Source organism: Oceaniserpentilla sp. 4NH20-0058, from assembly GCF_040371755.1.
Classification (GTDB): domain Bacteria; phylum Pseudomonadota; class Gammaproteobacteria; order Pseudomonadales; family Oceanobacteraceae; genus Bermanella.
On sequence record NZ_BAABWE010000002.1, the window covers coordinates 64,114 to 77,503 of the forward strand.

11 protein-coding genes are annotated in these 13,390 nt (G+C 42.6%); 4 read left to right on the plus strand and 7 right to left on the minus strand.

Annotation, left to right across the window (positions count from 1 at the left end; genetic code table 11):
* The first annotated feature begins 13 nt into the window (after positions 1-13).
* Positions 14-556, plus strand: coding sequence for a ribosome biogenesis factor YjgA (gene yjgA, locus ABWV45_RS03470; protein WP_353348726.1), 543 nt, complete (start codon positions 14-16; stop codon positions 554-556).
* Here yjgA and ABWV45_RS03475 read toward each other — a convergent pair.
* From ABWV45_RS03475 to ABWV45_RS03505, 7 genes are read right to left on the minus strand one after another with little or no spacing between them, the layout of a single operon-like run.
* Positions 534-1,367 (minus strand): carbon-nitrogen hydrolase family protein, encoded by an 834-nt coding sequence (locus tag ABWV45_RS03475; RefSeq protein WP_353348728.1) that lies wholly within the window; start codon positions 1,365-1,367, stop codon positions 534-536. The two genes, yjgA and ABWV45_RS03475, sit on opposite strands and share 23 nt — an antisense overlap.
* Positions 1,367-5,230: a YhdP family protein gene (locus ABWV45_RS03480; protein WP_353348730.1), complete on the minus strand. Its 3,864-nt coding sequence runs from the start codon at positions 5,228-5,230 to the stop codon at positions 1,367-1,369. The genes ABWV45_RS03475 and ABWV45_RS03480 overlap by 1 nt, the downstream gene beginning before the upstream one ends.
* An 8-nt stretch (positions 5,231-5,238) precedes the next feature.
* Positions 5,239-6,714, minus strand: a complete 1,476-nt coding sequence (rng, locus tag ABWV45_RS03485) for a ribonuclease G (protein WP_353348732.1) — start codon at positions 6,712-6,714, stop codon at positions 5,239-5,241.
* Between the two features lie 58 nt (positions 6,715-6,772).
* The gene (locus tag ABWV45_RS03490; RefSeq protein WP_353348734.1) at positions 6,773-7,357 is read right to left on the minus strand and encodes a Maf family protein; all 585 of its coding nucleotides are present in this window, start codon (positions 7,355-7,357) and stop codon (positions 6,773-6,775) included.
* 2 nt (positions 7,358-7,359) lie between these two features.
* Positions 7,360-7,827 carry a rod shape-determining protein MreD gene (gene mreD, locus ABWV45_RS03495; protein ID WP_353348736.1) on the minus strand — a complete coding sequence of 156 codons (468 nt, stop codon included), beginning with the start codon at positions 7,825-7,827 and terminating at the stop codon, positions 7,360-7,362.
* Complete coding sequence (gene mreC / locus ABWV45_RS03500; protein ID WP_353348738.1) at positions 7,827-8,765, minus strand: rod shape-determining protein MreC; 939 nt, start codon at positions 8,763-8,765, stop codon at positions 7,827-7,829. The genes mreD and mreC overlap by 1 nt, the downstream gene beginning before the upstream one ends.
* A gap of 42 nt (positions 8,766-8,807) precedes the next feature.
* Positions 8,808-9,848 carry a rod shape-determining protein gene (locus tag ABWV45_RS03505; protein ID WP_353348740.1) on the minus strand — a complete coding sequence of 347 codons (1,041 nt, stop codon included), beginning with the start codon at positions 9,846-9,848 and terminating at the stop codon, positions 8,808-8,810.
* A gap of 144 nt (positions 9,849-9,992) precedes the next feature.
* On the opposite strand from ABWV45_RS03505, the gene gatC reads away from it, so the two are divergent.
* Genes gatC through gatB form a run of 3 tightly spaced genes read left to right on the plus strand, consistent with a single transcriptional unit; the run spans position 9,993 to position 13,218 of the window.
* Entirely contained in the window at positions 9,993-10,280 is a 288-nt protein-coding gene (gene gatC / locus ABWV45_RS03510; protein ID WP_353348742.1) for an Asp-tRNA(Asn)/Glu-tRNA(Gln) amidotransferase subunit GatC, read from the plus strand.
* A 12-nt stretch (positions 10,281-10,292) separates the two neighbouring features.
* Entirely contained in the window at positions 10,293-11,753 is a 1,461-nt protein-coding gene (gene gatA, locus ABWV45_RS03515) for an Asp-tRNA(Asn)/Glu-tRNA(Gln) amidotransferase subunit GatA (RefSeq protein WP_353349397.1), read from the plus strand.
* Positions 11,754-11,763: 10 nt separating this feature from the next.
* Positions 11,764-13,218 carry an Asp-tRNA(Asn)/Glu-tRNA(Gln) amidotransferase subunit GatB gene (gene gatB / locus ABWV45_RS03520; protein WP_353348744.1) on the plus strand — a complete coding sequence of 485 codons (1,455 nt, stop codon included), beginning with the start codon at positions 11,764-11,766 and terminating at the stop codon, positions 13,216-13,218.
* The last annotated feature ends 172 nt before the right edge of the window (positions 13,219-13,390 follow it).

The following is a 13,390-nucleotide window of genomic DNA, read 5'->3' on the forward strand; positions in this document are numbered from 1 at the left end:
TTTGGTTTAAAACATGAACGAGCATGACGACGATCAGTTTGAAGAGTATTCAGGCCCCAGCAAATCTCAAGTAAAACGAGAGATGCATGCTCTTCAAGACTTGGGCAAACGCATTTGCGAGCTACCTAAAAAGCAATTGAAATTGCTACCACTTACAGCAACTATGATTGAAGCCGTTGCCGAGTGGGACCGCATAAAAAAGAATGAAGCAAAACGTCGTCATCTTCAATATGTTGGTAAAGTAATGCGTACTGAAGATGTAGAAGCCATACAACTGGCTTTAGACAAGCAAGACCCAAGCAGTGAAGAATATAACCGTGTACTTCATCAACAAGAAAAGTGGCGAGACCGTTTGATTATTGAAGGTAAGGACTCACTCAGCGATTTTTGTGCTCAATTTGAAGTCAAAGATATTCAGCATTTACGACAACTAATTCGTAATGCAGCAAAAGAGCATGAAAACAAAGAAGCAAACCCAGATGCACCTCAAGTAAAATCAGGTAAAACCGCTGCGCGTAAATTATTCTTGTTTATTAAGACTTGTTACCCAGAATAATTTTTTTATGCTGGGTAATGGGCATCTTTTGACGACATTGCTCCAGCGCACTAAAATCTAAATCGGCGATAACGACTTGTACTGTTTCATTATCTGCCTGAGCAAGCACCTCGCCATTTGGTCCAATAATCATGCTTTGCCCCCAAGTGCGTCGGCCATCTTCATGAACGCCCACCTGATTTGCCGCAAGCACAAAGCTCTGGGTTTCAATCGCACGCCCACGTAATAATATTTCCCAATGTATTCGACCTGTCTCATAGGTGAATGCCGAGGGAACTGTTATTAATTCACACTCTTGGTTTTGGTAAACTTGATATAACTCAGGAAAGCGTAAATCATAGCAAATACTTAAACCTAACTTATGGCCATGAATATCAATTACTTTCGGATTTTCCCCACAAAGAAACGTATCTGATTCGCGATAACGCCCCTTTTCATCCGATACATCTACATCAAACAGGTGAATTTTATTGTATTGTTCAAGCAAGCGTCCATCTGGTGAAAACACTAAACAAGCAGCAAGTACTTTTTCGGCTTCGTTATAAGAATCTGACATCAAGGGCATTGAGCCTGCCACTATATACATATCAAATTGCCTCGCCCATGTAGCGATAACACCTAATACATCTTGTTCAATGAAACGTTCTTGCGCCAAGGAGAATTGATTTTTCACTCCAATGCATGCAAACATTTCTGGTAAGACCGCCAGCTTAACACCTTGTGAAGAGGCCTCAGTAAGTAACTGATGAGCAGCAGTAAGATTTCCATCAACATCCCGACCACTATTCATTTGAATGACAGCAGCACGCATTAATCATCACCCCCTAAACCAAAGAAGTCCTTCATGCGATACCAAAAACCGGTATTTTGCTTTCCTTCAATCTTGTTATCAAAGCGCTTCATTAAATTTAAATTAGGCTCATCCCAACTGCCGCTTAATCGGTAAGTAGCACTGGTGAACTTCTCTATTTGATCTCCTACCAATTGCTCCCCTACAAATAAAGACGCCGCTACAGGAGGTGCAAACCCCGCTAAGATGGCAACAAAAGGCAGAGTACTGGTAATTGGAAAGGTTACTGATAGCTCTTGATTTAACTGCTTATTATTTAGGTTCACCGTACCACTGGCTGCAAATTTAGCTGATGGCCCTTTAATATCCATGGTATCAACAATATTCATAACACCCTTTTCGATCTTGAATTTCCCTGTGACGGAATCAAAATGCAATCCGCTCTGGTAAACATCAGAAAAGTCCAAACGCAATCGACGGCCAATTGCTGCAAAATTTAAAAGGCCAAATGCACTTAACCCTTGAGCGTCCCCCGCCTCTAAAAATCGACCATCTTTTAAATTCAAAGCCGCTGTACCATTTAACAATTCAGTATTGAACGCTAATGGATTATCGTCCCAAGTTAAATCTACATTCACTTTTGCATCTTTAGATTCAATCACAGGCTTAGCGCGCCACGCTTTCTGTATACCGCCCACGTCTTTACTGGAAACGCTCAGCTTAACTTGGGTGCTTTCAACAACACTTTGCTCTTTGTTTTTTTGCCAATGAATATTACCGGCCACATCCATCTTCTTGATTTTACCTTTAATCTCGCTGAGCGAGACTTGGCGGTCATCTGTTCTTAAACGCCCTTGCCATGCACCATAATTCGTTGCACCAACAAAAATTTCAGCCACGTTTACATCTAGCTCTGGGATTTGCTGAGGGTAAATGTTTGCCAGAGCTTCATCCTGCTTGTCTTTGGTTTCAGCCCCATCCAATGAAGGCCAGTGTATATACTCTAAATTAAGCTTTGTAGGGGCACCTTCTTGCCAAGTTGCAAGCCCTTTAACCAAAGGTGACTGAATATTGAACTGATAAACGGAATTGGCTTGAAGAATATCTACTTTAACTTGCTTGGCTTCAAAATCGTCAAATATTAAACGATCAGTACTAAGCTGAGCTGTCCTAAAAATATTGGAAGATTCCACCTGAGTTTGCAATTGAGCAGGCTTAATTTCATCCCATAACGCATGCCAAGCCAAAAGATCTAAACTTGGAATATGCCCCAGCACTTCCAACCCACTTTCACTTGGTATATAAGCTTCTGTTGCACCTAAATAAACCTGTCCCGCATGAATACTTCCTTGCTTAAGATGCAGTGCGATATTGGCTTTTTTATCATATTTAATACTGAGTTTTTGCCCCTCATCCAACTCCATATTAAGCTGGATTGGTGCGACTGCATCCGGTGCCTTCAAGTAAGGTTCAGGTAAATCAAGAGCAACTCCCACTAAATCACTCTTTAGCGTTAAACCGGTATAATCATTCGCTTGAGCACTAACTCTAAATTTACCTGATACTTGAGTACGCCCTGATGCAGGTTGCAAGATTGATAAATCCAACCACTTTTTAAGTCTCGACGCTGACACCCACCCATTAAATCCAATATCAGTAGAAAGACCAAGCTCATGGATTTGAGAGTTAATCGCTAAATTAATGGGCTCTTGCCACAACGAAGATGTTAAATGATTCGAAAACAAACCTTTACTTGATGTGTATGAGACCTGTCCTTTGGTATCACTGAAGTCCAAATTAATATCCACAATATTTAAAGATGTATCTTTAAGCTGGCTTTCTACATCCACTAATATTTGATCATTAGCTTCACTTAACGGCACCATCATCCCAAATCTTGTCTGATGAAGTCCATTTGCTTGCCAGTCTTTTGCAACATTATTAATTACTTCAGATAAAGGTGTTTGCTGAAAATAATCCAAACCTTCCGAAGCATTGCCATTAACCAACGTTTTAATCCACAATTGATTTTTATTAATACCGTCATACACAACTTGACTTCTTTGCGCATCACCGCCGAGTGTTTTTGCACTTTTGATTGCAGCAAAAACATGATCATTCTGAACAAGTAAATCACCTTCTACATCACTCAATCTAGGCCAGCCAGCTAAATATTCAAGTTGACCATCCAGTACCGATAAACTTAATTCTGTTTGATATATAGAGCCTTTATCTAAACCTGCAAGCATATAAAACTGCCCACTTCTCCCATGGCCACCTAACAATGCTTTATCCAACCAACCCCTAAGCCTACTTGATACTAATTTAGGAACTAAATCTTTATGCGCCAGAACATTCGCATCAGTTAGAGATAAATTAAGTTCTAATTTATCTTCTAATTGGGGATCGTTATAAAACCAAGTCTGAAAACCACCTCGAATACTTTGTGTATTTTCCATCGAAACGGACAAACCACTGCCTTTTAAATGAAAACCAGAGTCCAATATGCTCCAGTCGACTTGACCTTTTCCTCTTTTAAATTGAAAAGGTAACTCATAAATATTAGGGAACTCCAAAGTCAGGTCATCACCTTCAAATTGAACTCGTCCGCCTTTATTATTAACGGCTAAAATACCATTTAAATTTGTAACGCTTGGAATGCCACCACTTGCCTGACTACTCACTCCTGCAAGCTGACTAACGACGGTAAACGAAAGCGAATCTTCGCTTTTTGGCTGCAAAACAACGTTTAGATTTTCAACTGCACCAGTTACAGCTAATTCATTTAAAATTGGCTGAGCTTGCTCAGGAATAATATTCAAAGCATTCATAAAATCTTGCACGTAAACTAAATCTAATGCCTTTGCATATCCCTGCCAACGACTAGCACCATCCAGTTTAGCAACACCAATACCGATTTCCTTAAATGACCATGGCTGACCATTTAACTTAAATTTTGTATCTTCGAGCCAAAAACTCCAATTATTAATTGCCTTTTGCTTCACCCAAAGCTCAGCTCTAGCCGCCCCTACTTCACCTCGATCACTGATATCTACTTTGGGGCTTGCTGCAGTTAATTTGGCATAATTAAGTAAGCTATCTTTAAACTCAAAGCGTAATTGTGCTGAAGCTGAGAACTCATTAAAAATAGAGACATCAAAAATCTCTCTTATCCAGTAATCCACATCCACATCTGGTAAATCTAACGCCCCTCTAGCATAGAAACCCTCTAACTCAAAAGGACTTCCCTTACTATATAAACGCAATCCAGCGTCTACTTTTTCTTCATCACCATATGAAACATTACCCGTAATTAAATGATGATAACCATCACCCGTCATGGTTAGGTGTCTTAAAAATAATGAGTTAATCTCGCCATTGCGCTCATTTTCAATGGTGACATTATTCAGCTCTACATGGTGTTGAAGTAATAATGAGTCTACAAACTGTTTAATCAAAACCACATCATCGTCTTCTAGCGCACGATTCGGTTTTTGAGTTTCGCCATCTAAGTGAACATACAGTCCAGACAATCGAACGGAACGAAAAACAGGGGTAAGATTGATAAGAGAAAGCCGAGGGTCAAGCACTGCATCAATCGCAGCAATAGAAATTTTTGCGTGATTTGGTCTGTCAGGGGTATGTAAGGTGATGCCTTCCATATGTATCGATGGCGTCAAGACATCCATGTCACCTGCTAGATTACGAATATTAACAACGCCATCTAGCTGGTCACTCAAATATTGCTCTAGGGTTACACGATATTGACCTATATGAGGAAATATCTGCTGGCCAATGGCACTGTATAGTGCCAGTACCAAAAATGTGGCCACAAACAATAGGTTGAATACGTTTAACCCTTGTTTCAGTGCTTTTAATTTCATATTTAGGATTACTGCAAGATTAAGTCGTACTGCTCTTGGCTGTACATTGGGTCAACTTGCAGTTTAATAGATTTATCAATGAAATTTTCCAAGTCTGCCAAGCTCTGACTTTCTTCATCTAGCAATAGGTCAATGACACTTTGTGACGCCAGCACCAAATAGGCCTTGGCATCATAAGCACGAGCATCACGCAATAATTCTCGGAAGATTTCATAACATACCGTTTCAGCGGTTTTGATCTCTCCACGACCATCGCAATGAGGGCAAGGTTCGCATAGCATTTGCCCTAAGCTTTCACGGGTACGCTTGCGTGTCATTTCAACTAAACCAAGTTCAGAGACTTGTGATATTTTGGTTTTAGCGTGATCTTTCTCTAATACTTTCTCTAACATGCGAAGGACCTGACGCTGATGCTCCGTGTCTTCCATGTCGATAAAATCTAAAATAATGATACCACCAAGGTTACGCAAACGAAGTTGTCGACCAATCACTGTGGCCGCTTCAAGGTTGGTTTTAAAGATGGTTTCTTCTAAGTTACGATGACCAACAAAACCACCAGTATTCACATCTACTGTGGTCATGGCCTCAGTTTGGTCAATAATTAAATATCCGCCAGACTTCAGTTGTACTTTTCGCTCAAGAGCTTTTTGTATTTCATCTTCAACACCGTATAGATCGAAAATTGGTCGCTCACCTGGGTAATACTCCAATTTATCGGTCACCTCTGGTACAAACGACTCTGAGAATTCTTGAGCTTTTTGGAAGTTCTCGCGAGAATCGATTAATACTTTATCAATCTCAGGGCGAATGAAATCTCTAAAGGTGCGCAGGTGCAATGGTAACTCTTCATAAATAAGGCCCGGAGCTAAAACCGTTTTCATGCGCTCTTTCACTTTGTTCCAAACACGTTGTAAATAACGAGTATCTAACAGGATTTCGTCTTCACCTGCTCCTTCGGCTGCGGTTCTTAAAATAAATCCGCATTCGTCATTTAGCCCTTCTACTTCCATGCAAGTTTGCACCAGCTCACGCAGACGATCTCGTTCTGATTCAACTTCAATTCGCTGACTAATGCCCACGTGCTGGGTGTAAGGCATGAATACCAAATAACGGGATGGGATAGACAGGTGCATGGTCAAACGAGCACCTTTGGTTCCAATAGGGTCCTTAGTGACCTGAACAACGATACTTTGCCCTTCGTGCAATAAACTGTTGATTGCATCCGGCTGGCGACGGGCTGCTTCACTGTCTTTTAACGGTGTTTGAACATCAGCAGCATGAATAAACGCAGCACGCTCTAGCCCCACTTCAACAAAAGCCGCCTGCATACCCGGGAGTACACGCACCACTTTGCCAATATAAATATTACCAACAATGCCCCGTCGGTTACTGCGCTCAATGTTTACTTCTTGCAGGACACCGTTCTCCACTAATCCCATGCGGGTTTCAGTGGGTGTTACATTTAATAAGATTTCCGTATTCATGATTAAAAACTACTTTTAGTCTTTACGACTTTAAAATTAAAATTCGATTATTGGCGGCTTACTCACACCAAATGGGCACCCGATGTTGCTGTAAAAATTGTGCCGTTTCTTTAAGTGGTAAACCCACTACATTACTGTAACTACCGATTATGCCATCAACAAACACTGCTGCTTTGCCTTGAATTCCATACGACCCAGCTTTATCAATGGGTTCGCCTGTTGCAATGTAATCTTTAATTTGCTGATCAGTTAAGGCTATAAACGTTACTTTTGTGGTAACACAGCAAGCAGCCACTTGCTGCTCATCACCCTGTTGCGTACAAAGTGCAACACCTGTCATGACTTCATGGGTCGTCCCTGAAAGGGTTTGCAGCATCTCAAATGCATGAGCCTCACTGCTAGGTTTACTTAAAATAGTCCCATTTAGTACGACACAAGTATCTGAACCGAGCACTGGTAATTGGGTGTTTTTTGCACCGCTTATGGCCTTTTCTTTAGCTAAGCGAACCACATAATTCTTAGCCTGTTCATTTGGCAAAATGGATTCATCAATATCTTGAGGCTCACAAGTATATTGGACTCCAATTTGGTCTAGCAGTTCACGTCGCCTAGGTGAGGCTGATGCCAATACAATGTGAGCCATAGTTAGTCTCTAAAATAATGCCTAACAACTAACAATAAGTTATACCAAAGCGGCCAAATAAACGCACTGCCCACTGAAGGCCAGAGTAGTGCCGCTTTAGACTGCCCTAAAACAACTGATTCACTCCAATAGCGGACCAATAAAAATAATCCCACCAGAACAAACACAATAAAACTTTGCTGAAGCGGATTATATAAGCGCAATCGAGAATGCAGTAAAATAACCAAATATGCCATGACGCTCATAGCAAATGCATTTAGCCCCAATAAACTGCCATGGAGCACATCTAATAATAATCCCATGGCAAAACCTAAAAACACACCTGTTACTTCAGGTTTAACTAATATCCAAAAAATAAGTGTCATAGCCACCCATTCGGGGCGAATATAGTCTATCAGCCTAGGCATTGGAAAAGATGCCAATACAAACGCCAAAAAGAACGTAGGTAAGATAATCCCATAGGCACGCATTATGAGTCACCTCCTTGCTTGGGTGTTACATCAGGCAACTGACTCTCTTTAGAAAAAACTAATAACACGTAACGGGAACGATCAAGATGCGCCTCTGGTTTTGCCGACACAATAGCAAAAGGCTCACCAGGGTCATGCTCTACCTTGGTGATTACTCCAACTGGATAACCTCTCGGGTAACGGGAGCCCAAACCAGAACTCACCAGTAAATCCCCTTCTTGTATATCCGCGGTATCAGGTACATATATCAAGGCAAGTTCGTCTAAACGACCAGAACCCACAGCAATGGCGCGAATACCATTACGGTTCACCAAAACAGGAATTGCATGGTTACTATCCGCTAATAACAATACTCGAGAAGTAAAAGGCAGTACTTCAATCACCTGCCCCATTAATCCTTGATCATCTAAAATAGGTTGACCCACAAACACGCCGTGCTTTGCGCCCTTGTTAATAATAATATGATGGGTATAAGGATCAGGGTCTACACCGATTAACTCCGCTACTTGAACTTTGTCGTCTAATAATTCAGATGCATTAAGTAATTCACGTAATCGGTTATTTTCAGCCCGCATAGATACCATTTGCTGAACTTTTTGCTTAAGAACTAATGACTCATTACGCAGACGATCATTCTCTTCTTGCAAGCTAGCACGACTAACAGCAGACTTTTCAGCCCACATGCCTAATTGACCTGGGATACCTGAAACCCACTGAACGGGTGTAATTAAATACCCAAGAGTGGATCTTAGGTGATGTACTGGCTCAAGGTACTTATCAGCCAGCATCAAAGTGACCGACAGCATAACCGCCAATAGCATTCGAGCGTTATAAGATTGGCCAGAACTAAATATGCCCTTAATGATTGGCTCCTTAAGACTTAAATAATTGTAGAAGTTGTCTCTTCGGGCTATACGCACAAAATGCGCAACCCTCACGGATTACGCATTCTCTACAAAGCTAGACTAAATAGTAACCAATTAATATTCAGAAGCTAATAAATCCAATTGCTGGTCTGTCATGGTTTCTAAAGCTCGACCACCACCACGGGCAACACAGGTCAAAGGATCATCTGCCACAATAACAGGTAAGCCAGTCTCTTCGCTTAATAACTTGTCTAAATCACGAAGCATAGCGCCACCACCCGTCAGTACTAGACCACGTTCAGCTATGTCAGAAGCCAATTCAGGCGGACATTGTTCAAGAGCACTTTTCACCGCCTGCACAATAGCCGCTAAGGATTCTTGTAGTGCCTCAAGGATTTCGTTGCTGTTTAACGTGAAAGAACGTGGAATACCTTCTGCCAGATTACGACCACGTACATCAATTTCACGAACTTCACCACCAGGGTAAGCTGTACCAATCTCTTGTTTGATACGTTCAGCTGTGGCTTCACCAATCAACGAGCCATAATTGCGACGCACATAGGTCACTATAGATTCGTCAAACTTATCACCACCGACTTTCACCGATTCAGAATACACCACACCATTCAAAGAAATAATGGCGATTTCTGTGGTACCACCACCGATATCCACCACCATAGAACCGCTGGCTTCTTCAACAGGCAAGCCTGCACCTATAGCCGCAGCCATTGGCTCTTCTATTAAATAGACCTTACGAGCACCGGCACCGACACAGGATTCACGAATAGCTTTACGCTCAACCTGTGTGGATTTACATGGTACACACACAAGCACACGAGGGCTTGGAGTGAAAAAACTGTCTTCGTGTACTTTTTTAATAAAGTGCTGCAACATTTTTTCAGTCACTTGGAAATCAGCGATAACACCATCTTTCAAAGGACGAATTGCTTGAATGTTTCCAGGTGTACGACCCAACATACGTTTCGCATCATGGCCTACAGCAGCCACTGTTTTTTGATTCCCCTGACTGCGAACAGCAACCACTGAAGGCTCATTCAGAGTGATGCCTTTCTCGCGTTCGTAGATTAGTGTGTTGGCTGTTCCAAGGTCAATGGATAGATCACTTGAGAACATCCCTCTTAGTTTTTTAAACATTCAATATTTCCAATGTAACTGTAGAGACTGTCATTTGCTGCTTAGACTATCAACGGCGGGCTTTTTGGGCAAGGCACAAATGTGGTAAGTTACGCACCTTTCACACACTTTACATGTAAAGCCACAAAAGGCAGAGAAAATACCATGGCGCTTGATCGTTCAGATGTCACCAATATTGCAAATTTGGCCCGTTTGGCCATTGCAGAAGACAACATTGACCAATATCAACAAGAACTAAGCAGTATTTTGGCTTTAGTTGAGCAAATGAATGCCGTCAATACCGACAATATACAGCCTTTGGCTCATCCTACCGATGCAGTACAAAGATTACGCAGCGATCAGGTAACTGAAGTAAATGATCGCGAAAAATTCATGGCCAATGCTCCAGCTCAAGAAAACGGCCTATTTTTAGTACCAAAAGTTGTAGAGTAATTAATCATGGCATTGCATAACCTAACCCTTGCCCAAATTTCTAAGGGCCTAGAAGCCGGTGATTTCACCAGTGTCGAGATCACTCAACATTTCCTTGATCGCATCAATCAATTTGATAAAGGCGAAAACGGTCTGAATAGTTTTATCACGATTAGTGAAAAACAAGCCTTAATCGACGCACAGGCCGCCGATGAACGTCGCGCTGCAGGCAACGCAACACAGTGGACTGGTGTACCGTTTGCCCATAAGGATATTTTTTGTACAGATGGCACATTAACTACCTGTGGATCAAAAATGCTTAGCAATTTTGTCCCCCCTTATGACGCCACCGTGGTTGAAAACATGAAACGCGAAGGGGCTGTGTGTTTGGGTAAAACCAACATGGACGAATTCGCCATGGGTTCCTCTAACGAATCATCGTTTTACGGCGCGGTCAAAAACCCATGGAATAACGAAACTATCCCCGGTGGCTCATCTGGTGGCTCCGCTGCCGCCGTTGCCGCCCGTTTAGTACCAGCAGCTACCGGTACCGATACTGGTGGTTCCATCCGCCAACCTTCTGCTTTGTGTGGTTTAACTGGTTTAAAACCCACTTATGGTCGTTGTTCACGCTGGGGCATGATTGCTTATGCCTCATCTTTAGACCAAGCAGGCCCAATGGCACGCACCGCTGAAGACGCCGCCATGATGTTAAATGTAATGGCCAGTTTTGATGAAAAAGACAGCACCAGCATTAATCAAGACGTGCCTGATTACACCGCCACACTAAACGATGATTTAGCAGGTAAAGTCATTGGCCTTCCAAAAGAGTTTTTCCCCGACAGCCTAGACGGCGAAATGAAACAAACCATGAAGGCTGCCATTGCTGAATTTGAAAAACTCGGCTGCACAGTAAAAGAAATCTCACTGCCAAGTACCGACCTCGCCATTCCGGCCTACTACGTGGTAGCGCCAGCAGAATGTTCTGCCAACCTATCACGCATGGATGGCGTGCGTTTTGGTCACCGCTGTGAAGACCCTAAAGACGTAGAAGATTTATACAAGCGTTCACGTGGAGAAGGTTTTGGCGACGAAGTGAAACGCCGCATCATGATCGGCACCTACGCACTGTCTACTGGTTTTTACGATGCCTACTACGTAAAAGCGCAAAAAATTCGCCGCTTAATCAAAAACGATTTTGTTAAAGCATTTGAAGAAGTGGATTTCATTATGGGGCCGGTTACACCTAGCCCTGCGTTTAAAATCGGTGAAAAATCGGGTGACCCAGTCGAAATGTACATGGAAGATAAATTCACGCTTTCATGTAACTTAGCGGGCCTTCCAGGCATGTCCATTCCAGCCGGCCAAATTAACGGTTTGCCAGTTGGCTTACAGATTATGGGTAACTACTGGAATGAAGCGTCCATGCTAAACGCTGCACACAAGTTCCAGCAAGTGACTGATTTCCACCAACAAGCACCAGCGAATATCTAAGGAGTCGAAAATGGAATGGGAAGTAGTAATCGGCTTAGAGATTCATGCTCAGTTGGCCACAAAATCTAAAATATTTTCAGGCTCTAGCACCGCATTTGGCGCAGAACCTAACACACAAGCATCACTGGTTGATTTAGGTCTACCGGGTGTTTTACCTGTATTTAACGAACAAGCCCTCGCTATGGCGGTTAAATTTGGTTGCGCTATTGATGCCGAGATTGGCAAAGTATCGGTGTTTGATCGTAAAAACTATTTTTACCCCGATTCGCCAAAAGGTTATCAAACCACCCAATTGCATCACCCAATCGTGGGCATGGGTCACATAGATATCACCTTGGATGACGGCTCAACTCGACGCATCAACGTCACCCGCGCTCACCTAGAAGAAGACGCCGGAAAATCATTACATGAAGATTTCCACGGACAATCTGGCATTGATTTAAACCGTGCAGGTACACCGCTCATTGAAATTGTATCCGAGCCAGAAATTCGCAGCGCCAAAGAAGCGGTGGCTTACTTTAAAAAAATGCACAGCATCGTAACCTACCTTGGCATTTGTGATGGTGATTTATCACAGGGCTCAATGCGTTGTGACTGTAACGTATCTTTGCGCCCTAAAGGCCAAGAAGAGTTCGGCACCCGCACTGAAATTAAAAACGTCAACAGTTTCCGTTTTGTAGAGCAAGCCATTAACGTGGAAATCGAACGTCAAATGGACATCCTTGAAGACGGCGGTAGCATCACTCAAGAAACCCGTTTGTTTGATGCCAATAAAATGGAAACCCGTTCAATGCGTTCAAAAGAAGTGGCCAACGATTATCGCTACTTTCCTTGCCCTGACTTATTACCGATTGTCATTGACGACGAATACATTCAAACCATTCGTGACACCCTACCTGAACTGCCTGATCAAAAGAAACAGCGCTTAATGGATGAAAACGGCCTAAGTGAATACGACGCCAGCGTCCTGTCATCTACCCGTGAAATGGCCGACTACTTTGAAGCCGTTGCTAAAGCCTGTGATGATTACAAGCTAGCCGCAAACTGGGTAATGGGTGAGCTTTCTGCTGCGTTAAATAAAAACGAAGTAGACATCAAAAACAGCCCTGTTAAAGCAGAGCAACTGGGTGCCATGATTGCACGCATCAAAGACAACACCATTTCAAGCAAAGGCGGCAAAGACGTATTTGCGGCATTGTGGGATGAAAAAGGTGACGACGTTGATGCACTGATCGACTCGCTTGGCTTAAAACAAGTAAGCGACACCGGAGCCATTGAAGCCATCGTTGATGAAGTGATTGCCAACAGCCCGAAACAAGTTGAGCAGTACGTGACAGCTGAGCCAGATAAGCGTGGCAAAATGATTGGCTTCTTTGTGGGTCAAGTCATGAAGGCCTCGAAAGGTGCGGCTAACCCCGGCATGGTAAATAAAATACTGAAAGAAAAACTAGATGCGAAGTGTTAGACGTTAGACGTTAGACGTTAGACGTTAGACGTTAGACGTTAGACGTTAGACGTTAGACGTCATCAAATTGAGAACCGCTTGTGGAAACACAAGCGGTTTTTTATTCCTCATACAAAATAAAGTACCCTGACCCCTTCATTAATCCCACGCGTTAGTACGAAGTAAGTAACAC

What these genes read in the sequence shown, in the direction of transcription:
- yjgA (WP_353348726.1), top strand. Translation starts at nt 14, where the DNA reads ATGAACGAGCATGACGACGATCAGTTTGAAGAGTATTCAGGCCCCAGC.
- ABWV45_RS03475 (WP_353348728.1), bottom strand. Translation starts at nt 1,367, where the DNA reads ATGCGTGCTGCTGTCATTCAAATGAATAGTGGTCGGGATGTTGATGGA.
- ABWV45_RS03480 (WP_353348730.1), bottom strand. Translation starts at nt 5,230, where the DNA reads ATGAAATTAAAAGCACTGAAACAAGGGTTAAACGTATTCAACCTATTG.
- rng (WP_353348732.1), bottom strand. Translation starts at nt 6,714, where the DNA reads ATGAATACGGAAATCTTATTAAATGTAACACCCACTGAAACCCGCATG.
- ABWV45_RS03490 (WP_353348734.1), bottom strand. Translation starts at nt 7,357, where the DNA reads ATGGCTCACATTGTATTGGCATCAGCCTCACCTAGGCGACGTGAACTG.
- mreD (WP_353348736.1), bottom strand. Translation starts at nt 7,827, where the DNA reads ATGCGTGCCTATGGGATTATCTTACCTACGTTCTTTTTGGCGTTTGTA.
- ABWV45_RS03505 (WP_353348740.1), bottom strand. Translation starts at nt 9,848, where the DNA reads ATGTTTAAAAAACTAAGAGGGATGTTCTCAAGTGATCTATCCATTGAC.
- gatC (WP_353348742.1), top strand. Translation starts at nt 9,993, where the DNA reads ATGGCGCTTGATCGTTCAGATGTCACCAATATTGCAAATTTGGCCCGT.
- gatB (WP_353348744.1), top strand. Translation starts at nt 11,764, where the DNA reads ATGGAATGGGAAGTAGTAATCGGCTTAGAGATTCATGCTCAGTTGGCC.